Origin of the sequence: Bacillus sp. FSL P2-0099 (genome assembly GCF_038007445.1) — a bacterium.
Classification (GTDB): Bacteria; Bacillota; Bacilli; order Bacillales; family Bacillaceae_G; genus Bacillus_A; species Bacillus_A mycoides.
The window spans coordinates 2,544,680-2,566,537 of the sequence record NZ_JBBOXE010000001.1 but is presented as its reverse complement, the minus strand read 5'-3'; the positions used below and the strand labels follow the sequence as shown (position 1 = coordinate 2,566,537).

The 21,858-nt window shown below is 32.4% G+C and carries 22 protein-coding genes and 2 pseudogenes; 6 read left to right on the top strand and 18 right to left on the bottom strand.

The features are described 5' to 3' along the window. Positions 1–141: 141 nt before the first annotated feature. The 3 genes and pseudogenes from MKY90_RS13060 to MKY90_RS13050 form a co-directional block, all read right to left on the bottom strand. A complete protein-coding gene (locus MKY90_RS13060) occupies positions 142–675 on the bottom strand; it encodes a TetR/AcrR family transcriptional regulator (protein ID WP_002013313.1) in 534 nt (177 codons plus the stop codon). Positions 676–903: 228 nt separating this feature from the next. Beyond that, on the bottom strand, positions 904–1,401 hold the full coding sequence (locus MKY90_RS13055; RefSeq protein WP_002085380.1) for a DUF421 domain-containing protein: 498 nt from the start codon (positions 1,399–1,401) through the stop codon (positions 904–906). Further along, positions 1,385–1,657 (bottom strand): annotated as a pseudogene (locus MKY90_RS13050) (hypothetical protein). Before MKY90_RS13050 ends, MKY90_RS13055 begins: the two are co-directional and overlap by 17 nt. A 127-nt stretch (positions 1,658–1,784) precedes the next feature. Between MKY90_RS13050 and MKY90_RS13045 the strand changes: the two are divergent. Then, positions 1,785–2,032 (top strand): annotated as a pseudogene (locus MKY90_RS13045) (hypothetical protein). Positions 2,033–2,067: 35 nt separating this feature from the next. Here the strand turns inward: MKY90_RS13045 and MKY90_RS13040 are convergent. Beyond that, a complete protein-coding gene (locus MKY90_RS13040; protein WP_000290880.1) occupies positions 2,068–2,271 on the bottom strand; it encodes a hypothetical protein in 204 nt (67 codons plus the stop codon). A gap of 397 nt (positions 2,272–2,668) precedes the next feature. Between MKY90_RS13040 and MKY90_RS13035 the strand changes: the two genes are divergently transcribed. Continuing rightward, positions 2,669–3,322 carry a CPBP family intramembrane glutamic endopeptidase gene (locus MKY90_RS13035; RefSeq protein WP_033729412.1) on the top strand — a complete coding sequence of 218 codons (654 nt, stop codon included), beginning with the start codon at positions 2,669–2,671 and terminating at the stop codon, positions 3,320–3,322. Between the two features lie 82 nt (positions 3,323–3,404). Here MKY90_RS13035 and MKY90_RS13030 read toward each other — a convergent pair whose 3' ends face one another. The 4 genes from MKY90_RS13030 to MKY90_RS13015 form a co-directional block, all read right to left on the bottom strand. Next, a complete protein-coding gene (locus MKY90_RS13030) occupies positions 3,405–4,283 on the bottom strand; it encodes an SDR family oxidoreductase (protein WP_002168316.1) in 879 nt (292 codons plus the stop codon). Between the two features lie 142 nt (positions 4,284–4,425). Further along, complete coding sequence (locus MKY90_RS13025; protein WP_050000476.1) at positions 4,426–5,187, bottom strand: glycosyltransferase; 762 nt, start codon at positions 5,185–5,187, stop codon at positions 4,426–4,428. 256 nt (positions 5,188–5,443) lie between these two features. Then, entirely contained in the window at positions 5,444–5,860 is a 417-nt protein-coding gene (locus MKY90_RS13020; protein ID WP_050000477.1) for a VOC family protein, read from the bottom strand. Between the two features lie 242 nt (positions 5,861–6,102). Beyond that, the gene (locus MKY90_RS13015) at positions 6,103–7,473 is read right to left on the bottom strand and encodes an aminotransferase-like domain-containing protein (RefSeq protein ID WP_215599639.1); all 1,371 of its coding nucleotides are present in this window, start codon (positions 7,471–7,473) and stop codon (positions 6,103–6,105) included. Between the two features lie 124 nt (positions 7,474–7,597). Between MKY90_RS13015 and MKY90_RS13010 the strand changes: the two genes are divergently transcribed. Both MKY90_RS13010 and MKY90_RS13005 read left to right on the top strand, forming a co-directional pair. After that, positions 7,598–8,536 (top strand): DMT family transporter, encoded by a 939-nt coding sequence (locus MKY90_RS13010; RefSeq protein ID WP_078179127.1) that lies wholly within the window; start codon positions 7,598–7,600, stop codon positions 8,534–8,536. A 17-nt stretch (positions 8,537–8,553) separates the two neighbouring features. After that, positions 8,554–10,245 carry a M3 family oligoendopeptidase gene (locus MKY90_RS13005; protein ID WP_215599640.1) on the top strand — a complete coding sequence of 564 codons (1,692 nt, stop codon included), beginning with the start codon at positions 8,554–8,556 and terminating at the stop codon, positions 10,243–10,245. Between the two features lie 68 nt (positions 10,246–10,313). Here the strand turns inward: MKY90_RS13005 and MKY90_RS13000 are convergent, their stop codons facing one another. Then, positions 10,314–11,390 carry a helix-turn-helix domain-containing protein gene (locus tag MKY90_RS13000; protein ID WP_341091508.1) on the bottom strand — a complete coding sequence of 359 codons (1,077 nt, stop codon included), beginning with the start codon at positions 11,388–11,390 and terminating at the stop codon, positions 10,314–10,316. 325 nt (positions 11,391–11,715) lie between these two features. On the opposite strand from MKY90_RS13000, the gene MKY90_RS12995 reads away from it, so the two are divergent. Then, a complete protein-coding gene (locus MKY90_RS12995; RefSeq protein ID WP_078214415.1) occupies positions 11,716–12,693 on the top strand; it encodes a phosphotransferase enzyme family protein in 978 nt (325 codons plus the stop codon). Between the two features lie 114 nt (positions 12,694–12,807). Here MKY90_RS12995 and MKY90_RS12990 read toward each other — a convergent pair whose 3' ends face one another. From MKY90_RS12990 to MKY90_RS12955, 8 genes are all read right to left on the bottom strand, one after another. Continuing rightward, positions 12,808–13,263 carry a cupin domain-containing protein gene (locus MKY90_RS12990; RefSeq protein ID WP_016127029.1) on the bottom strand — a complete coding sequence of 152 codons (456 nt, stop codon included), beginning with the start codon at positions 13,261–13,263 and terminating at the stop codon, positions 12,808–12,810. A gap of 247 nt (positions 13,264–13,510) precedes the next feature. Further along, positions 13,511–14,890 (bottom strand): dihydrolipoyl dehydrogenase, encoded by a 1,380-nt coding sequence (gene lpdA / locus MKY90_RS12985; RefSeq protein ID WP_341091505.1) that lies wholly within the window; start codon positions 14,888–14,890, stop codon positions 13,511–13,513. A 203-nt stretch (positions 14,891–15,093) separates the two neighbouring features. After that, a complete protein-coding gene (locus MKY90_RS12980) occupies positions 15,094–15,690 on the bottom strand; it encodes a TetR/AcrR family transcriptional regulator (protein WP_002127527.1) in 597 nt (198 codons plus the stop codon). Between the two features lie 156 nt (positions 15,691–15,846). Then, positions 15,847–16,554, bottom strand: coding sequence for an aminoglycoside phosphotransferase family protein (locus tag MKY90_RS12975; protein ID WP_003189412.1), 708 nt, complete (start codon positions 16,552–16,554; stop codon positions 15,847–15,849). 116 nt (positions 16,555–16,670) lie between these two features. Continuing rightward, a complete protein-coding gene (locus tag MKY90_RS12970) occupies positions 16,671–17,465 on the bottom strand; it encodes a VOC family protein (RefSeq protein ID WP_003189410.1) in 795 nt (264 codons plus the stop codon). Positions 17,466–17,582: 117 nt separating this feature from the next. Continuing rightward, positions 17,583–18,416, bottom strand: coding sequence for an alpha/beta hydrolase (locus MKY90_RS12965; protein WP_003189408.1), 834 nt, complete (start codon positions 18,414–18,416; stop codon positions 17,583–17,585). A gap of 136 nt (positions 18,417–18,552) precedes the next feature. After that, positions 18,553–19,305 (bottom strand): class I SAM-dependent methyltransferase, encoded by a 753-nt coding sequence (locus MKY90_RS12960; protein ID WP_003189406.1) that lies wholly within the window; start codon positions 19,303–19,305, stop codon positions 18,553–18,555. A 287-nt stretch (positions 19,306–19,592) separates the two neighbouring features. Next, positions 19,593–19,931 carry a winged helix-turn-helix transcriptional regulator gene (locus MKY90_RS12955; protein ID WP_033713746.1) on the bottom strand — a complete coding sequence of 113 codons (339 nt, stop codon included), beginning with the start codon at positions 19,929–19,931 and terminating at the stop codon, positions 19,593–19,595. Between the two features lie 194 nt (positions 19,932–20,125). On the opposite strand from MKY90_RS12955, the gene MKY90_RS12950 reads away from it, so the two are divergent. Continuing rightward, positions 20,126–20,842 carry an SDR family oxidoreductase gene (locus MKY90_RS12950; RefSeq protein WP_002085411.1) on the top strand — a complete coding sequence of 239 codons (717 nt, stop codon included), beginning with the start codon at positions 20,126–20,128 and terminating at the stop codon, positions 20,840–20,842. Positions 20,843–20,982: 140 nt separating this feature from the next. Here the strand turns inward: MKY90_RS12950 and MKY90_RS12945 are convergent, their stop codons facing one another. Next, complete coding sequence (locus tag MKY90_RS12945; RefSeq protein WP_341091502.1) at positions 20,983–21,795, bottom strand: MerR family transcriptional regulator; 813 nt, start codon at positions 21,793–21,795, stop codon at positions 20,983–20,985. Positions 21,796–21,858: the final 63 nt, after the last annotated feature.

Below are 21,858 nucleotides of genomic sequence, written 5' to 3'. Positions count from 1 at the left end.
CGTAACTTCAAAGATAACATACACTAACGTATGTTATAGTGAAAATTTTGTCCCTTCAGGTTTTATAACCATATTAGGGACATTTATTATCGAATAATCAATTATGCCTCAGCATAATTGCGTCCGGAAGCTTTACTTTTTTCAGTGGATGTTTGGACATCCGCTGAAAGAAGTTAAAAGCTCAACCATTTTATCAATATCAAAATTAAGATTTGCTTCAAACCTTGTCATCCATCCTACATACGTTAAATAGGCAAGTCTCGCTCGATCAATTGATTCAGTTTCGTCTACGCCCATTTTTTGATACAATTTTGCAACACAAGAAATTCTTTGTTCTTCTATATCTACTAAACGTGTTGCCACAACAGGATCGTATTTAGCCCAAGCATAAATACCATTCTCAATTTTTTTATCTCGATTAAAACTAATCTGTAATAGCTGTTCTAAAGAGGCATCCTGTTGCTCCATACTTTGAACAATCAGCTTTGTTGCATGTACTTCCCAAAAGTCGAGCATAGAATCTAAAAGCTCTTGATGGTCACGAAAATAGTGATAGAAGCTTCCTTTGCTTATTTTTAGCAATCGAGCAAGTGCTTCAATGCGAACTTTATGTATACCTTCATTAGCTAATTGTTGTAATCCTACTTTTATCCAGTCTTCTCTCGTTAATTGCATATTATCTCCCCAATAAAATACGGTAGCGTATGTTTTACGTTAGATTACTACTATTCTCATTTTTTGTCAATTATTCATTCTGTTTATTTTTATGAACTGTAATGTTGTTGTTAATCGTAATATTGATCGTCATCACCCTCGGTAAATTAGATAACACGAAAGTCCCTTCAGGATTACTGAAGGGACTTTTACACGTTTGTGAAAAGTGCCTTTATGTACAGTCTAAAACTATTTTTTCAGATTGCATTGCTCTAGAAGCTTTTCTAGCATTTCCAAAGTAACTGGTTGTGCCTTAGTAGTTAGTTGATACCCAATCCGTCCATTCGTTTCTACAGTTGCTTGTTGTAAATTCTTGATTTCATGTATACCTTTTTCTCTCAGATGCATAAATAATTGTTGTTCTGACATTTTCGCGCGTAATAAATTCTTTTTTAAGATTTCTCCGTTTTCTATAACAATAATGCTATTTCCATTTAGAAACTTTTCTACTTTTCGCGATTTCAATTCAAAAAAATGAATAATAAGTAAAACACCCGCAAAAATAAACGCAGCAAAAATAGATGGGCCTACTTTCCTACTTAAAATAGGTTCTACAATAATACGTCCTATAGAAACCACAATAATAATTTCAGCTCTCGTCATTTGGCTAACAGATTTACTACCTGTCAATTTTAAAACAATGATTCCAGTGAGGATTAAAATAATGCTTTCAAAAAGTATATTCATTACAGCCCAATCCTTTAATAGTGAATGTTACTAGTATTCCCATTAAAGGATTTTTATGATATTTTAAAGTATCCATTCACTTTACGTGCCTTATTCTTTGAAGCACCTCTCTCCCAGCTAGTAATGGTAAAGCATCAACTTTCTTCATTGCTTCTACTTGTGATTCGTTACGAATCATTGCATACACAGTATGACCTTCTTTTATTAGCATTGGTATTAAAGAACGTGCTGTTGCACCTGCCACAAAAATTTCCATATGTGTTTCTTCTTATTTTGAATATCATAATTGAGACGAGACATATATAAGCTATGTACAATAATCAATATGAAAGATTCATCTAAAATTAAAGCTATAATGTTGGCTAGCAACCAATAGTGATAACATGATAATTGAATTTGATGGATATGGAATTAATGAGTATGTTATTGGTCATAACTGTTCTATCAGTAAGTTAAAAAAATGTATTTTAACGTAAAAAATGAAGAGTTATCTAATGAGGAGCTTATAAATTTATTTTGTGTACGTTATCATTTTGAAAACATTCCAAAATCATTACAAGAAGACATTAAGACCGATGTCGTCATTGACTTAGATTTAGATACGGACTATATTTATATCCCTAATAGATAACAATAACCCAGTAAACTAAAATGGTTTAATGTAACTTACGATTCAGACAAGAATTTAATAAAATAAGTAATTGCCCAAATAGAAGTCGCGAATTGAGTGACAAAATACATTGTCCATTCGAAAGAAGTCAGTTTTCTCTCTCGTTTAATCTTCTTTAAGTATCTGTAAAATATTAATGTACTCAAAAACATAAGTAATAAAGAGAATTGTTGTAAATCATCGACTATACGTACCGCCATAGACTCCATCACCCTCCTATACAAAATATAGACTATACTTTAAGGATATCATTTTTTGGTAATGATTCCCTATATATTTAATGAAGTTAAAAAATGTTTTATGCGATATATGTGTACAGATAATAAAGTTGTTTAATTTTGTTCTTAGAAATACATTAATCGCCTACTCATAAATTTGATGGGCGATTATTATTTTTGTTTAATAATTGCTTTATTTCAATCACGACATTAATAATAGGTTTTGGTCTAAATGATTCTTGCAAGGAATCTCCTAATCTTGGACTTACTGATTTGGAAAAATAAAATTATTATGATCGTCTCAATTACCATTATTTTGGAGAACAATGTGCTATTATATATTCGTAATCAATGAAATAATAAGAAAGAAGGGGTAGTTGTGGAAACAAAGATTATAGAAACAGAGAAGAAAATTGATTCGAAATCCCTTTTGGCTTTGGGATTATTAATTATTTCCGGGATTGTATATCAACTTTTCGCAGTGTTAGGAGATAATATACCTGAAGTATTGAGGATGATTTTTGAAGCTTTATGGAATCTTGTATTATGTGGAATTATAGGATACTATTTTTTAGGAAAAATATCATTAGAGCAATTTAAACATTTTAATTTCAAGACATTACTTTGGGGTTTGCCTTTAACAATTATCGTAGGTATGGCTTCCAACTTAATATTCAGTTACATTTTTGAACCTGCAACTAAAAATTCCGTTGCTGAAGTAATAAGTATTTCTATGATTTTATTCCGTGTACCCTTTATGTTAATGGGTGAAGAGTTGATTTGCACTAATATAATTATCGCATTACAAAAATTAGGATTAAAATTTGGCACGGCATCATTAATATGTAGTTTGTTGTTCGCTTTGTGGCATATTCCAGCTTATGGTTTTGTGCCAATGCAGTTATTAATAACTATAATCCCAATTAGATTAGCACTAAATTATATATGGAAAAATTCAAAAAGTATTTGGGTAAGTTGGATTTGTCACTTTATTTTTGACTGTATTTCATTTGTACCAATGCTTTTTAAATAACCATTTTATTTTTAAAAGGACTTTATTATTTGCGTATTGTATAAAGAACTAGAGCACTCAGCTATTGAGTGCTCTAAAAACATTAATTTTGATTCAAAACATTCTCCTCAAAATATTTCCCCCAATCTGGGCGTCTTCCATCCATATCTGTAAATCCATACTCTCTTCCTAATTCCCATGAACTTAACGCTCGTCCCGTTTTTTCATGAACATTTGGATCACTTGCTAAAGCTGCTACTGCTCTTCCAACAAAGAAAGGAGTTTCTGATGCGATAAAATGAGGGTCTTGTTTAGCTCCTTCTCGCCAATTCTCCTCTGTTACACCAAATATATCTAACATCGCTTCTGAACGAAGGAATCCTGGACTAACTGCGACAGCTGTAATATTGTGTTGTTCTAAATCTTTCGCCATAGCTTCTGCTAAATGAATTGTTGAGACTTTTGCTAAACTATAGTACAAATTACCTCGATATTGATAATCGACTCCATCTGTAATTTCAATAACAAGTCCCATTTTATTTTTCACCATTAATGGTACACCGTAATGGCTTGTCATTATATGAGAATGAACAGCTCTTTGTTGCATAAGTAGTCCGTTATGTAGGTTGTGTTCCCAGAAAGGTTTCTCCCATTCTGTTAAAGGATCGCCGCCCCAAACATCGTTTACTAAAATATCAAGCTGTCCATTTTGTTCGTCTTGAATCTTTGTAAATAATGCTTTAATATCTTCTTCTACCGTATGATCAACACGAACTGCGATTCCTTTTCCGCCTTGCTTTGTAACAAGCTCTGCCGTTTCTTCAATCGTTTCAGTTCTTCCCATACAGGATAAATTCCCTTTTGTACTTCTTCCTGTTACATATACAGTTGCACCGGCTTCACCAAGCATCATCGCAATACCTCTTCCAGCACCTCTTGTTGCCCCGGCTACAACTGCTATTTTACCTTGTAATGGTTTCATGTGATTCTCCTTAGTTGCTATGATCAAGTTTAATTAGTTAGAGTAATACATTTTAAAGTAAATTTACCACAAACTCAACTTGCAGTTATTTATCTTGATTCACCAGTTCATTTGAGGGTGATTTGTTTAGGAATCTTCACAGTTACCTTTCTTGGTTATCATAATATGTTTTATCTGCGTATTTTTTATCCTTTCCTTTTAGATAAGCTAAGATTACTTTTGGATTTTTAAGTAAAGCCCAGTCTCCATATTTATCAAATCTTCTGCATGAAGTTATCATTCCATTTTTAATTGTACCGAATTTCTTATTATTTTGCTTTCCCCATTCTTTTAATCGTTTAGCGAAATCTGCATCTTCGGCCATAAGCATGTTTTCATTAAATCCGTTGATTGCCATAAAGTCTTTTCTATAGCACCAAAAAATCCCTACAGATATAGCTCCATACTTAAAAAGTAAGGGGATTATTATTAACATTGCGGAAACGAATATTCCTAAAGACATCCTTTCAAACTTCCCAGTTACCCCACCACCAATGTATTTACCTGAAGCTAAATATTTGTCTACATTAGACAACATAAACTCTGTCATTTGGGTATCAGCATCTATAGTAATGATTATTTCTCCACTAGCTATTTTGGCCCCTGCATTTCGGATTTTGGATAAGTTTTTATCGTTATTTTTTAATGTAATACAGTTATAAGACTTTGCTATTTCTTCTGTGTTATCTGTGCAGCGATTTAAAACAACTATGACTTCAGTTTGATCTTTATATGCCTCTGATGCCTTTGCAATTGAATCCAAACATTTTTTAATGTACTTTTCTTCATTGTGTGCAGGGATTATAATAGAAAACTTCACATCTTTTTTTAAATTTACTCCTGAAAATTCGTTTGTTTCAGTCATAATATTCCCCCTTATTTTATAAAGTAAATATCTACTATATATATTAATAGTTATTAGGTTGTATTATAGAAACTGAAGGTAGACTGTTATTTAAGAGCTTACTCTCGAGTATTTTTTATTATATATCTTGGATTTACTTTACGTTTACGAACCTAAAACAAGCATAACCCCGTTCTGTTTTTAAGAAAGGGGTAAAATAATATGAATTAAATTTGATTAGCATTGCACCCTATACCTTGTAGTGCAACAGCGATGTTCACGCTTTTTTGTTCGAAATCAGCACATCTAAATAGTGCTGATTGTACATAATGCCTAATATGTTTCCGAAGGGATCAACTACGGAAGCGGTGATGAATCCCACGCCGCGCTCTGTAGGTGCCTCATACTCTTTCGCTCCCATAGACATCAGCTTATTGAAAGTTGCTGTTACATCATCAACATGCCAATACACGATAGCACCAGCTGGACCGGTCACTGTACCAACTGGCGCATAACGGCTATCGATTAAACCTAGCTCATATTGGTAGTCTTCAATGCGAAATTCGGCATATCCTGGGCGTTCAAAGTATGGTTCGCTTCCTAATAGCTCAGCGTACCACTTTTTTGCAGCTGCTAGATCATCTGTCCAAAAACTAACTGTAGTTAGTCCTCGTAATGTTTGTGTATCGCTCATAATCGATTCCCTCCATAATGTTGAGTAATACTTCCTCCTACTAAACGATATAACATCTTCTGAACTACCTTTAATTTACTTACAAATACCCCATTCTCTTATTTTTATTCAAGAAAACGACCTTTTAATGGTATATCATGAATGGAACGATTTTTTTGTAATTAAACATTATTATTGTGACTCAACCAGAGCGGTACATACAAACAAGGCTATTCTATTCAAAGCAAGCCCCCTCATAAGCATTATTCTTTTTTAAACTGAAAATCCACACGGTTCATTCGTTTTATTTCCTCAATTACTTTGCCAATCCCTTCTTCAATCTTTTCTTCTTTTACATTAGATACATTTAACTTTAACAATCTCTCTTTATGAAAGTTACTTAAATAATTTTTATTAATAGAATCTATGCTTAGTTGACTCTTGCTTAAATTTTTAATAAGTGTATCCGTAACTATGTTTCTTTTCAACTGTAAACACGTGTGTATTCCAATTGAATCTACAGATCTATAAGTAAACAAACGTGGGTTTTCATTTTGAACATCTTCTACTACTTCCGCTAGTTTTTTTGACCTATTGTAGTAAGTTGCTTTTATTTTATGTTTATGCCGATCAAACATTCCGCTCTTTATGTAAATTTCTAAAGCAGCTTGCGAAATCATAGGACTATCGATATCTAATATCTTCTTATACTTATAAAAGGCATCTGCAATAGATTGTGGGATGACTGCAACACCGACTCGTAAACCTGGAAAGATGATCTTCGAATAACTTTTTAAATATATAACATGATTACAATTATCTTGGCTGTAAAACGGATCTACTTTTGAATCAGTTTCTAAATCTGCTAAATAGTCGTCTTCCACTATAAATACATTATATTTCTTCGCAAGTTGAATAATCTTTTCTCTCTCTTTTTTAGAATACGAAGTTCCAAGTGGATGGTGAAACCTTGGTATTGTATAAAAGAATTTAATTTTTTCTGTTCGGAATATCTTCTCTAGTTCATTTAAATCTATCCCTTCATGTGTACGCTTTATTCCGATCACAGAGATCTTATTTATTTCTACATATTCAATATATAAATGATAACTTGGCTGCTCAATTAGTATCATTTCGTTTTCATTCGGAAATGGTATTGAAGTTAATATAGCAAGCGCCTGCTGCACACCTGACGTTATAAATATATTATCTTCCTTTGTGAAAACTTGATAGTTTGCTAACTGTTTTTGCACAACCGAAATTAAAGATGGTAACCCTTTCGGTGTTCCGTATATAAACAAATCATTCTTATAGGTATCAATCGCTTTATTAATGCAATGCTGAAAATCTAAGTATGGAAAAACATCTGGATCTGGGGCCGAAGAAGCGAAATCAATAATCTCGTTACTTTCTACGTAACTTCCAGATTTCTTAACAACATAGTATCCACTTTGAGGTACAGAATAAATAATATGACGCTTTTCCAATTCATGCAGCGCTCGTATTACAGTCCCCTTATTACATTCATATTGTGTAACAAGCGACCGTATAGATGGTAATTTCTTTCCTTCTTTTATCTCACCATTTTGAATCATACTTTCTAAGTCGTTCAAAACATGTAAATATTTATACATCATTACACCTCCTATTTTTTTGTACCGGTACAGTTTGTATTTGTTCACATTGTAGCACTAGATCAGAAGGATTACTATGTACGTATACTGGCCAGTAAGAAATCAACTACTATGAGGTGGAATTATGACAAATACAACAAAAGCATATATATCAGCATTACTCTATTCATTTATTATTGGGTTTTCATTTATGTTTGTGAAACTAGCACTAACCATTACGAGTCCTCTTGATACTCTGGCTCACCGTTTTACAGTTGCCTTCATAGCAGCAACCATTCCGGTTATTTTCGGTTTTGTAAAGTTAAATATATCATTTAAAAACATACTTACACTTTTACCACTCGCAATATTTTATCCAGCATTGTTCTTTGCTTTCCAAGCATTTGGCTTAGTATATACAAGTTCATCTGAAGCTGGAATTATACAAGCAGCGATCCCTATATTTACGATGATACTAGCTTCCTATTTTTTAAAAGAATATACGAATACATGGCAAAAAACATCAGTATGTATTTCTGTAATAGGTGTCATTTATATATTTGTTATGAATGGTATAGGGGCTCATAAAACGAGCTTTATCGGTGTTATTCTCATTTTATTATCGGCATTATCATCTGCTTGCTACAATGTATTAGCTCGAAACATGACAAAGAAATTCAAGCTGATGGATTTAACATACACAATGACAGCAATCGGTTTTATTAGTTTTAATTTCATCGCAATCATTGACCATATGAACAAAGGTACAATAACTGTATACTTTAAGCCATTTACGAATGGAACATTCCTTATCTCCATTTTATATTTAGGATTACTATCTTCCTTACTGACAGCATTATTATTAAACTATTCATTATCTTATATTGAAGCAGCCAAAATAAGTGTTTTTAGCAACTTATCTACACTTATTACCATTATCGCAGGCGTTGTATTCTTACACGAGCAAATTGCCTACTATCATATTGTCGGTACACTTATGATTGTTCTTGGAGTAATAGGCACAAATTTTCTAGGGAAAAAAGGAATCATAGCGAAAAAGAAGAATACCTCCTTGAGTAAATAAAAAGTGAGGGGTAAATAATGCAGAACTCTAATACGATCGATATCCGTAATATACATGAGCTAGAGAACGAATTATCTACTTTATTAAGTAAACCCATTTCTTCAGGAGAAGATTTAGAAAATTGGCTGAAAATACAGTCGAAATTAATATGGGAAATCGAAGAACAATTGAGATCACACTATATTGACTTTCAATGTAATACAGATAACAAAGAAATAAAAGATACGTTTGAATATGATCAACAATATGTAAGGCCTCTTTTGAAACGTTATCAAAATTCCTTTGATAATAAATATTTAGAGTCACCATTTCGAATGCAACTTGATCCAAAAACTTATAGCTTACTAGATAAAAAAATAAAAAATGCGCAAACATTATTTTGTGAAAAGAACATTGATTTAGAAGTAAAAGAAGACAAATTAGTAACCGAGTACTTCGAAATTACAGGCAGTTTGACTGCACTATGGGATGGCGAAGAAAAAACAATTACTGAACTACAGTCTTACTTACAAAATCCGAATCGTGATATACGAAAAAAAGCAAAAATGCTCATTTCTGAAAAATTCTTATCTGTTGAAAATAATTTACAACATATTTTAAATGAATTAATTGCAATCCGTCACCAAAAGGCAAAAAACATTCAATTAGATAATTATTGTGATTATATGTTTAAAAAATATGAACGTTTTGATTATACGGCTGATGATTGCTATGAACTTGCAGAATCCGTTCGTAAATACGTTGTGCCACTTATTGATAATATATTTAATGAGAAAAAAGCTGAACTTCAAGTAGATACACTTCGTCCGTGGGATCTAAAAGCAGCCGCACCAAATCAAAAAGTATTAAAACCCATTGAAGACGAGAGTGATTTAATCGAAAAAAGTTCTCATATTTTACAAAAACTAGACCCAGAATTTTCTGCATTATTGAGCCGTATGCATAAAAATGATTGCTTAGATTTAGAAAGTCGTAAAGGAAAAGCACCTGGAGGATTTTGCGAACACTTACCTGCTTCTCAATTATCTTTTATTTTTATGAATCTCAATCATACACATTATGATGTTACTACTTTCCTCCATGAAATGGGCCATAGTATTCATAATGAATGTATGAAGCAGCTAAAGCTACAAAAATATTTAGAAATCCCTTCAGAATCAGCTGAGCTAGCCAGCATGACAATGGAATTGTTTTCGATGGAGTATTGGGATACATTTTATGAGAATACAGAAGAATTTATAAAAGCAAAATTAGATTTCTTTAAAGATATTGTTAAGTATTTACCACAAATGCTTATCGTTGATCAATTCCAATATTGGATGTATGAAAATCCAAATCATACTGCTAAAGAAAGAAATGAAAAATATTTAGAATTACATAACACTTACCAATCGAATGTGGTAAATATTGAAGGTTATGAAAACTGGATAGCAACTGGCTGGTTACCTGTACTACACATATTCGAAATACCCTTCTATTATATTGAATATGCAATCGCGCAACTTGGTGCATTGCAAATGTATAAACAATACAAGGAGAATCCTAAACAAGCACTACAAAATTACAAAAAAGCATTATCTCTAGGTAGCTCTGAATCCTTACCAGAGGTATATGAAGCAGCTGGAATTCGTTTTGATTTTTCTAGTGAGACAATAAAAGAATTAATGGCATTTGTAGAAGAGGAATTGGAATTACTTAAACAAATATAAATAAAAAAATGCATCTGTCCTTATAGGTGCATTTTTTATTGTTTTTTTATTCAACACAAATTGAATCTTTATCTCGCTTTATTAATAAGCTCTATATATTGTAGATCCCCATATCCTATTGTTGGAAAAAGATTAAACAACCTTTTTAGTAACTCTTGTGTTGGTAAACCTTTATTTTTGGAGATATACTTTACTACTACATTATTTTCTTTTAGCATCTCTAAATATAAATCTATCGCCTGATACATTACAGGTAGTATCTCATGAGATGGTTTTTTTTGATTTACTAGAACTTGATTATAAACTGAAAAATAGTTTCCTAATTCAAGTTCAATTTGACTTACTTTAAATTCATCCTCTCTGAAGCTATTTAAGTATACTTTTCCCTTATAATCAGACTGTTCAAGATAAGAAAGTACGGTAAGTAGATTCATTTGGCAAAACATATCCTCACCAAACCATAAAACGATACATTTATACTCTTTCTTAAAAAGATTCTCTAAAGGATGAATAACCTTTTTTATATAATTTTCTACAGTACCTTGATGTCCTTCTGCCCTTGTTTTAATAAACTTATCATCAAAAATCTGTGCAGTAGTCGCATTTACACACATAGCTTCATTAAATGGAGCGTAATCAGATTCCCCCATTAGTCTTTCACTTTTAAATTCTTCATACATAAATTGACCATTTAATATGTTTAGTACATCTTTATCAAACAGCTCACTCTTCGCATTTCGTAACTGATTAACTTCAACTTTTCTAGAAAAATTCATTCTATCCCACTCCTTGCCATCATTGATTGAGAGTTTAATAAATGATTGAACCGGTATTTTGTTAAGTTGGAATTTCCCTGGGGTTATACCAAAAACAGTTTTAAATGCTCTACTATAAGCCTCTTGCGAAGAGTAATCGTAATCAAATGCGATATCAATTATCTTTCTATCATTCGTCAAATCTTCCGTTGATAAATACAATCTTCTAAGAAGAATATATCGTCTAATACTTATCCCTGTTACTTGATGAAATTTAAACGAACAGAAGTAAGGAGAATACCCCATATAATCAGATAATTTATCTAATGAAAACTCCTTTTTTAAATTGCCCTCAATCCATTCAATCATTAGCTGTATATGTTCATTCATTTATCTCCCTCCTCACTAAATATTATAAGAAGTATCCACTTCTTTCTTTTGATATTTCTTGTGGTTTATAACATTAACCACCCTCTAGAACCTTTAAATATCATATGTAATTACTCATTTCATATTTTTTCAGCTATCTTATTTTGTCATACATTTACTTTTCAATAAAGTGAAACTTTAATCAGTGGGGAGCTTGTTCCTCCCCACTGATTATTATCCCATACTAATCGGACTTTTACGGGATAAATCTTTTTTAAAGGATTCTACCAAATAAAACACGAAATTTGTAAGTTAATGAACTAGTAGTTTTGTGAGTGGAAAATTTATGTTTGGAAAGGAAGTTAAAATGAATAATATAGAAAAAGAGATACTTAAACTAATTAATAAACTATATCCATTGGATTTTATTGAAATGAAACCAATAACAAATGAAATGTATCAATGTCTCACAGCACAAGGTACTTACTTCGTTAGAATTACAAACTATAAAACATATGAAGAGCAATTAGAAGAAGTTACATATACGAAATTTTTATATCAAAAGGGCTTAGGAGTCCCTCCCATAATACCTTCTTTAAAGGGGAATTTAGTAGAGAAAATAACATTAGACAAAGAAGTTTTTGCTGTATTATATAAAGCTGCTCCTGGTATACATTTACCAAGAAACGAATGGAATTCTAATGTATTTAAAAAGCTTGGTCAACAAATTGGTAAATTACATCGTGCATCTAAAAATTTTGAAAGTATTGAACCAGTAAAACATATAAACGACTGGTATCAAAATGAAGAGTATAATTTTCTTAACTATATCCCAAAAGAAGAGACTACTATAAGAGAAATTGCATCTGACGTTTTAACTTCTATAAAGGAGCTGCCAAAGTCCACTTCAAATTACGGCTTAATTCATGGAGATTTATGGTTAGAAAACATATTAGTGGGCAATGATTTAAATTTAACAATGATTGATTTTCAAGACTGTGAAAAACATTTTTACATATTCGATTTAGCTGTTCCAGTCTATAGCGCGATAGAATATTCTTTCGTTGGGAATGGCAACATAGTCGACTATGAGAATTCTATTACAAAAGCAATAATCGGCGGATACCAGGAGGAAAATGATCTACCTACAGAAATGATAGAGCAGCTTCCATTGTTTATTAAATTAAAGGAGATATTCGAATATAGTTTAATGCATATGTATTGGAATAAAGAAGAGTTAACTGAGGAACAAGTACGGATAATGAACCTTTATAGAATAAAGATTGAAAAAAGCCATTCTTTAAACACAGTTGGTTTCCTATAAAGTACACCCAATTGTTACATTCAGTTTAACAATTGGGTGTACTTTTCTATAGATAAGTTTTCTTCAAAAGACAAAATACAAGGAGCGAAACGATATTTAATCGTACAGTGGCACCTATTTTTCAATCCATTCAACGGATTTATCTAACTTAATACCATCCTCGATATTACTTTCTTCCAAAGTATTTGCCCTAGCTTGAATACAAATAAAATAGAGAGGTTCACTTGAATTGTTACGCCAAATTCTTTCCCCCTCTTGTGCCACCCTTATGACAGTACCCTCTTTGATTTCAAGAATTTCATCATCAATCTTGAATTCCCCTTTTCCTTTGACGAAGATATACAGCTCTTCATTTTCTCTATGCTTATGATAAAAGGGCATTGAAATGCCTGGAGGGAAAACATTTAGTGAAACTTCCATCCCTGTACATTGTAAGTCATCTTTAAGAAATACCTTTCCAGGAGCTTTAAATGGATTTCCATTTTTATATTGAAGCAGATCCTCCCACTTTCCTACTTGAACAGCACTAAAATTTTTACCTTCCATTGTTGAATTAACAAATTGACTCATTTGTATTCTCCTCTCATATTTGTTTTCCATAATTCGACTTTTAATTCTCTAATAAATGAATAAATCCTCTCATAAAAAGAAACCGAATAGTCTCTTTTTCACGGTAAAAAAAACGGCTCAATTAGCCATAATATGTTATTAAGAAGTTTATTAGTAAAGATTGTTTTTTACATATTTATTTATCTCTACATTTATTTTATTTAGAATTTCTAAAAAACGAAGCAATCCAATTTTTATTAATTAATATTTATTTAAAATTGTAAATTAAGGCCTCAGCAGCTTCCATCACAATCTCACTTAAAGTTAGTTGAGCATGTGGTGTTAATGCAATATCTTCAACTGTCATGCCTGATTCAATTGCTAAACCCATTTCGGCAATTATTTCTGATGCACCATTACCCACGATTTGAGCACCTACTAATACACCATCTTCTTTACGCACCAATAGCCTCAAGAACCCTTTTCCTTCATTTGATACAAGTGCACGACCGTTTGCTGAAAATGGGGATTGAATCACTTTTACTTCCATGCCTTCTGCCTTTGCTCGCTCTTCAGTATAACCAACTGTAGCTAATTCAGGATTTGTGAAACAAACTGCTGGAATTGCCAAGTGATCAACACATGATAGTTCACCAGAAATAGCTTCAACAGCTACTTTTCCTTCGTAAAATGCTTTATGTGCAAGCTGTGGACCAGCAATAATATCACCGATAGCAAAAATGTTCGGAAGGTTAGTACGGCATTGTTGATCAACTTTTAATAAACCGCGGTCAGAAAACTCAATACCGATTTTTTCAAAACCAATATTTTCAGTATTAGGACGACGGCCAACCGTTACTAATACGTAATCAGCGTCAACTTTCTTTTCTTCACCACCAATTTCGTAGGTAACAATTACACCATTTTCAACTTCTTCAACACCTTTAGCGGATGCATCTACTATTACTGTAACACCTTTGTTTATAAGGTCTTCTTTCACAATTTGAGTCATTTGTTTATCGAAGCCAGTTAAAATATCTTTACCTCCTTCAATAATTGTTACTATAGAACCGAGGGAAGCGTAAGCAGAGCCCAATTCAGTACCAATGTAACCACCACCGATTACAACCAATTTACTTGGAACTTCAGTTAAACTAAGTACACCTGTAGAGTTAATCACACGTTTTGTAAATTTAAATGTTGGAATTTCAACTGGGCGTGATCCAGTAGCTATAATTGCATTTTTAAATGTATATGTTTGAGCTGCATCTTTATTGGTTACTCGTATAGTGTTAGCATCCATGAAATAAGCTTCACCTTTTATCACTTCTACTTTATTGCTTTTTAATAACCCTTCTACACCACCTATTAATTTCTTTACAACGTTGTTTTTAAATTCTTGTACTTTTGCAAAATCAACATTTACACCAGAAGAAAAAATACCCATATTTTCTGAATGCTTTGTTTCCTCAAAACGATGACCTACAGAAATAAGTGCCTTAGATGGAATGCAGCCGACGTTAGCACATACGCCACCAAGATTCTCTCTTTCTATAATTGCCACTTGTTGCCCTAATTGTGAAGCTCTTATTGCAGCAACATATCCTCCAGGTCCAGAGCCAATTACGATTGTTTCTATTTCTCTCATATCCTTTTTCACACTCCTCCAAAAATTAGAAACAGGTAGGCCGAAATTGTTCATACTCTACACATTTTTCAATTTACTATTTTGTATTAGTACCATTCTTCTCTCAACCGTTTTTTCATAGTTCCATCATGGAATTTCTATTAAGTGATCACCCCCTCAAAAAAGAAACCGAACAGTCTCTTTTTTGTGATAAAAATTACGGCTTACTTGGCCGTAATTTGTTTTTCCAATTCATCTAAAAGTCGTGACGATACTGTATCAATATAGACTGTATCTTGGTATAAGCGTGACAAGGCAAGTGCTCCTTCAAGAGAAGAAATCCAGATGATAGCAATCTGCTTTGCTTGAGTATCTGATCTTAACTCCCCTTGCTCAATTCCATTCGTAATAATCTTTTCAATCATTCCAAGTAATTGATTCATCGCTATCTGTGCTTGTTCTGCCATAAGTGGGTGGGAATCATCTGCTTCTAACGTTACATTCATGATTGGACAGCCTCCTGGAAGAGGATCATTATGAACGAGAGATGTAAAAACTGAGATAAAACTTTTTAACTTATCAAATGTAGTGGATGCTTTTTTTATTTCTTCAATATAACGCACTCCCATTTGTGAAGTTGCGTGCTGAAAGGCTTGAACAGCCAAGTCATCTTTATTTTTAAAGTGACGATAAATACCACCCTTCTCTAGCCCAGTCTCTCGCATAATATCAGAAATTGAAGAACCACTATACCCCTTTATATTAAACAGAGCAGAGGAACGATCAAGAATCATTCTTTTTGTTAATTCACCTTTACGCATAGTGTCCTCCTAAAAGAAAACATTTGGTCTCTTTTTAGTATATGACAAACCGAAAAGAATTAGCAAGAAAAATAACGGTGAGAATCAATGAGTAAAAAAATAAATGATTCACTATTTTAATAGGGATCAAAATAAATACTTGAAAACATCTTTTATTTACAGAGGTGTACTCTCTGCCAATCTAGCTGCGCTAATAATAGGAGCCCACTGGAAAATTTCATCTCTTAATAAACCTGTTTTTTTGCAATATATATGTAAATACATTTCAGCTAATTCCTCTGAATTCTGTGAATACAATAAGTATGTCCGAAACACATCTGCACGAATATCACCTGAACTAGCATCAACCCAATCTATAATATTCACATCACCATTACTCATAATTAAATTAAACGGATGAAAATCACCATGACATAATCTAGGTTCAAATGTGATTGAATCTAACTTTTTTAATATATTTCCCTTTTGTTTTTCATCCAGATCATGTACGGAGTTAATTTGACGATAAAGCCTCTTTTCCATCAGCTCTATTTCATCCGATCTCACATAGATCGCATGAATCTTTTGTTGTACACTAACACATATACTTATGTAATGCTCCGCTTTACTCAAATTATTAAGCAAAAGCTCACCAACACTTTCCCCTTCTACATATTCCATAATAATAGCTTGTCTACCTTGTATCTCTGTAACTTCAAATACTTTAGGAACGTGTAAACCACATGAATATGCATACTTTTGTTTTCGTGCTTCGTATAGAGATTCTGTATTAGGGAGGTATTCTTTAAACAATTTCACAACTTTATTATCACAAAGATAAATTTCAGCCGTATTTCCTTTGGCTATCGGATTTCCTAGATTCAATTCATTTCTCTCCTTACAGTAAATTAGAATAACGCCTTATAGTCCTCTATAAATTCAGTGTAATTATACTGAAACCCTTCTTCATGAAAATGAAAAAAACTTACCCCTCCCTATAATTATATAGAAAGTGGTAAGTTTAATTTTCTAGGAATATCGGAATGAAACTCCGGTGTATGCAAAACAGAAAATGAATACCCTTGTTGAATAAACAATACTTCAGTATGTTTACTTTCAAATGGAACACCATTTTTCTTAAAGTTATTTTGGATTTGTTGTAAAAACGCATGATCCGGTGTTCCGAATGAAACATGTACTTTCGGTGGTAAAGCTTTCATCGCGATTGGAATCCACGGTCGCTGCCACCAGGTTGCAACGATATATGCAGTGCCACCTATTACAAAGTTAAAAATATCCCCATCTTCCTTCGTTTTCATGTCTAGATTTGATTTCAACCATTCCGTAAATACAGGTACACTTTTAACCGGAAGACCAATTTCCCTTACGTATAAAATGTTTAACGGTGAATGCGGGACTAATACATCTTCTTTAACATAACTATGTGCAATAATTTCGAGAAGATTTCCATCACCATCTTTAAAGTATAAATTGAATAGACCATTCTCCTCACCAATTGTATGACCATCTTTCCATTTCACAATGAGTAATCCAGACTCTTTAAGCCATTTTGCCGTTTCATGAAACTTTGAATATGGGATCTCAAAAGCGAAATGCGCAGGTGCAATTGGTTCATATACTTCTTGAAAACTAATTGTTGTATACGGTGTTACTTCAAATTGAATATATGATGCGATTTCTTTTTTTATTGGAAAAGATAATATGTCTTTATAGACTTGTTTTACCCCTTCTATAGAAACCGTTTGTAGTTTTATATCTGATATATGTGTAATCACTTTACATTCCCCCTTGTTTCTTATTATCTATTCTTATTGTATTACACTTATAAATAGATAAAATCAAACCGAAGGGTGGATTTTTCATGTAAAAACTACAACTTTAGTATGAATATGTTAGCTCCAATTACTTTTTATTTCCTCTATAACAACTTCTGGTTTATCCCAGTGTAACAAATGTGTAGTATCAGAGATTAATTTTACTTTCGCGCCAGTTTTTAACTTGAAAATCCTCACTGTTTTATCTCTATATTCATCCCATATTTGTGGAACTGTAGCTCGAAGCAATATAATATTAGATGGTAACTTCTCGTAAATATCTATCGTTTCATCTTTATGCATACCTCTTATTATATTACCAGCTGTTGTACCTCTCGCATGCCAACATACTTTATTATCCATTTCAATCCCTAGGTCTTTTACAGCAACTTCTAATAATGGAGACCACCTAGTATATGCTTCTTTTTCACTTTTGAAAAATCCACCCCAATTATTAAAAATATATTCTTCAAAATCCTTTTCGTAATACGCGATTTCCTCTTCAAGCGTTTCTTCTTGAAGCCTTTTTGTTTGATATCCACCATCAATAAGAATACTTCCTAGTACTTTTTCTGGATTATTTAATAAATAAAATAGTGCTACAAAACTTCCCCACGAATGTGATAAAAAATAGAAATGTTCAATTCTCAGTTCATTTATTATTTCATTTAACCAGTTTGCTAAATTCAGCATCTCATAATCTTCCGTTCTTTCAAAGGGCGGTGTTTTACCATGCCCAGGTGCATCAATGGAGATAAATCTATACTCTTCCTTTAATTCCTCTGCAATTTCTATAAAACTTAAACTCGTACTACCTAACCCATGTAAACAAAAGATAACGGACTTTTCATTATTTCTCCACTCAGTAATATGTGCGTTTATTTTTTCGTTGTTAATATAGTAACGTTTCAAAATAATTATCCCCTATATTTCAATTTTTAGATTACCACTTTACCTATTTCTATGATTTTTAAGTTTTCCCTGCATTCTTTTCCACAAAAAAAGCTGATTTTCTTTTAAAGAAAATCAGCTTTTACGTTAAAATACACTATGATTTAACAGCAATAATCATAAACCTTTTTGAATTCGTACGAATACCTTTTTCGGAACTATTAGCGTCAATGAACTTTTGTAAAATATTAAAGTCCTCTTCTTTTTCTCCAAATCTAGGAATAATAGGCGTATGTTTTAATAAGAAAATAAGATCCTCAGGAGTACTGTAATAATCAGTAACATCATATTCACGTACTTGTACGAGTTCAAATCCTGCACTAATAAGTTCACCCATATAATTATCTTTTAACGTACCATCTCTTTCACCTAAACATTGCCCTCTACCAAATGCTTCTTTAAGATTTAATTTATCATGTTCGCTAACTTGTTGTGTTAAGAAAAAAGCACCTTTTTTCATTACTTTTGCCAATTCAGATGCTACAAACGGCGCATGACAACTTGAAGTAATATCAAAATGAGCATGCGGAAACGTTAAAAATTCCGAATCCATTTGAAGAAATTCAACATTTTGTATACCTGCTTTATTCAAATTGGAATGTGCTGTTTTGATCATTCCATTAGAATTATCTATTCCAATCAGTAATGCAGCTGAAGATGCTATTTTTAATATATTCTCTCCTCCACCTGTGCCAACATCAAGTAGAATATCTGATGGTTTACATCTTTCTTGCACTTCGCCATAAAAGTCCCAAGTGTCACCTACAGTTTCACACTTTAGCTTACTAAAGTCCCACCCATTTAATCGTCCCACTTTATCATAAAAACTTTTATACTCTAATTCATTCATTTTATTATTTCCCCTTTGTAAAAAAGCATTAACTGTTTAGATGATTCTCGAAATAGACTCATAGTTGATATTATCGTGAAAGGGCCTACGTCTTCTTTTATATCTGCTACGCATTTTTTCAGCCCCGAACAACTAGTTACTTCGAACGATACAGCATTTCAGCTATATCACCTCATCTGGAAGACTGCATATATAATAACCTATAACACTACTTAATTATATATTATAAAATACAAATTATTAAAACGATATGTTTCGACAAATTCCATTTAGTTTACATAATAATGTTATATTTTATTTTTATCAATATATTCTAAATGTCCTCTTCCCCAACCACACATACTATCTAAAACAGTACTAACTGTTTTTCCATGCTCAGTTAAGCTATATTCCACTTTAGGTGGTATTTCTTGATAAATTTCACGTTGTATTAGTTGATCTTGTTCTAATTCACGAAGCTGCTTCGCTAATGTTCCTTGAGAAATGTCTGGTATTAATCGCTTTAATTCACCAAACCGTTTCGTTCCATCTGTTAATAATATAAATAAAATAAGTGGCTTCCATTTCCCACCGATTATTTGTAATGTCGCTATTACCCCTTTTAATTTCGGTTCCTCTAAATTCACTTTCCTCACCACTCCCTCAAATCATAAATTATAATGAGTAATTTTTTATATTATGTATCCATATAACAAGCGATTAGTACGAAATTTGCGACTATGTACATATAAAGTGCGTACTTTTCACTTGCAATCTTTTAGCGAATAATAAAAGCATAGCAGTTTTATTTTAAAGTTTTTATTAAAGGAGGGGCTAAAATATGTCTATTACTACATTAAAGGATACTCGTATCGTTATCATTGGTGGAAGCTCTGGTATTGGATTAGTAACAGCAAAACAAGCAATCGAACAAGGCGCACATGTTATTATTGCAGGACGCTCGGAAGAAAAATTAAAAATTTCTCGAGAATTAATAAATAACAACCATCTTCAAACTTATGTATTGGATAATCAAAATAAAGAGCAATTACAAGATTTTTTCAAGACAGTTGGGAATTTTGATCATTTATTCACACCGGGAGCCTCTTACACACTTGGACCAATAACCGCTACAGAGGAAATTGCTGAAAGCAGCTTTATCGGAAAGTTTTGGCCACAATATTACGCCGTAAAATATGCAATTCCTTTTCTTTCAAAATCTGGATCTATCGTGTTAATGTCCGGTGCATTTAGTCAAAGACCACTTAAAGGTGCACCTGCTTATGGCGCTTGTAATGGTGCTATTGAAAGCTTAGGGAAAGCTTTAGCTGTTGAATTAGCTCCTATTAGAGTTAATGTTGTTTCTCCTGGAACGATACGAAGAGAGAATGAACAAAATGAGAAAAGACTAGCTGCTTATGAAGATTATAAATCTCTTTCTCTTGTACAGAGACCTGGGTATAATGATGAAATTGCACATACTGTCCTGTATTTAATGCAAAATGGTTTTACTACAGGTAATGTATTATTTCCTGATGGAGGATACACATATCATTAATTTATAACAATTCAATGCCTCCTTAGATTAACTAGTATTAAGGAGGCTATTATTGTTAATCAACGAGTCCTTTGTGCTAAATATTTTCAGATGGAAATAAAGTAAAAAAGGCATATACGATACCTTTTTTACTTTATTGTTTATTTGTTTATCGGATAACAAACCTCTGTAACCCACTTATTAGGATCTGATTCCATCGCTGGACTAACGTGATAAATATTAAACATCGGTCCGGCTAACTCATAACCTTCCGTTTCAATCCATTTTGCTGCCGCCTCATTTACAGCTGTCATTTGTTCATAACTTCCGTTAACTGTTATTGAAGCTACATAGGATGGATCTATCTTTTTGAAATTAACATCTTTTGTATTTTCATGCTCCCCTAAAATATTTATCTGTATTTCTACATCCACATCATTTTCCTTATATTCTTGATCATGGAATGTAGCAATACTATAACTCGGATTAGCTATACTAATATTTTTAACATTAATTTCTTGCATCAATATACTCCATAAATCCCCTTCGCAATTATACGATGGAATAACCTTTCTAACACTTGCTACATTTCTTTCTGGAATTTCTTTTAATGAAACATGATAGTTCATTTCAATAACATCCTCTCTCATCGTTTTCATTGAGTCTTCGAGGAGACGTAATTTTTTTTTGAGATCGTCCATATCTTCCTTTATTTGAGCACTACGATTTTCAAATTGTGACTTTATTACTTCAATATTTTCACTCTCTACTAATTCTTTAATAGTGGCAATATTAAATCCCATATCTTTTAACACTTGAATTTGATTTACTTTCTTTAATTGGGCTGCTGAATAATATCGATAACCACTTTGCTCATCGACTTTTACTGGTTGTAATAATTCCACTTTATCGTAATGTCTCAACATACGTATGCTAATGGAAGAAAGTTTTGAAAAATCTCCTATTTTGAACATTAGTTCCTCCTATTTATTACAATTATTCGAAGCTCAACTTAAGCTTAAACAATGACATTGTGT

Bases quoted from the DNA above. Each gene is read 5' to 3' on its own strand.
- MKY90_RS13060 (WP_002013313.1), bottom strand. From the start codon at position 675: ATGCAATTAACGAGAGAAGACTGGATAAAAGTAGGATTACAACAATTA.
- MKY90_RS13055 (WP_002085380.1), bottom strand. From the start codon at position 1,401: ATGAATATACTTTTTGAAAGCATTATTTTAATCCTCACTGGAATCATT.
- MKY90_RS13040 (WP_000290880.1), bottom strand. From the start codon at position 2,271: ATGGCGGTACGTATAGTCGATGATTTACAACAATTCTCTTTATTACTT.
- MKY90_RS13030 (WP_002168316.1), bottom strand. From the start codon at position 4,283: ATGAAACCATTACAAGGTAAAATAGCAGTTGTAGCCGGGGCAACAAGA.
- MKY90_RS13025 (WP_050000476.1), bottom strand. From the start codon at position 5,187: ATGACTGAAACAAACGAATTTTCAGGAGTAAATTTAAAAAAAGATGTG.
- MKY90_RS13020 (WP_050000477.1), bottom strand. From the start codon at position 5,860: ATGAGCGATACACAAACATTACGAGGACTAACTACAGTTAGTTTTTGG.
- MKY90_RS13015 (WP_215599639.1), bottom strand. From the start codon at position 7,473: ATGTATAAATATTTACATGTTTTGAACGACTTAGAAAGTATGATTCAA.
- MKY90_RS13010 (WP_078179127.1), top strand. From the start codon at position 7,598: ATGACAAATACAACAAAAGCATATATATCAGCATTACTCTATTCATTT.
- MKY90_RS13005 (WP_215599640.1), top strand. From the start codon at position 8,554: ATGCAGAACTCTAATACGATCGATATCCGTAATATACATGAGCTAGAG.
- MKY90_RS13000 (WP_341091508.1), bottom strand. From the start codon at position 11,390: ATGAATGAACATATACAGCTAATGATTGAATGGATTGAGGGCAATTTA.
- MKY90_RS12995 (WP_078214415.1), top strand. From the start codon at position 11,716: ATGTTTGGAAAGGAAGTTAAAATGAATAATATAGAAAAAGAGATACTT.
- MKY90_RS12990 (WP_016127029.1), bottom strand. From the start codon at position 13,263: ATGAGTCAATTTGTTAATTCAACAATGGAAGGTAAAAATTTTAGTGCT.
- lpdA (WP_341091505.1), bottom strand. From the start codon at position 14,890: ATGAGAGAAATAGAAACAATCGTAATTGGCTCTGGACCTGGAGGATAT.
- MKY90_RS12980 (WP_002127527.1), bottom strand. From the start codon at position 15,690: ATGCGTAAAGGTGAATTAACAAAAAGAATGATTCTTGATCGTTCCTCT.
- MKY90_RS12960 (WP_003189406.1), bottom strand. From the start codon at position 19,305: ATGAATGAATTAGAGTATAAAAGTTTTTATGATAAAGTGGGACGATTA.
- MKY90_RS12950 (WP_002085411.1), top strand. From the start codon at position 20,126: ATGTCTATTACTACATTAAAGGATACTCGTATCGTTATCATTGGTGGA.
- MKY90_RS12945 (WP_341091502.1), bottom strand. From the start codon at position 21,795: ATGTTCAAAATAGGAGATTTTTCAAAACTTTCTTCCATTAGCATACGT.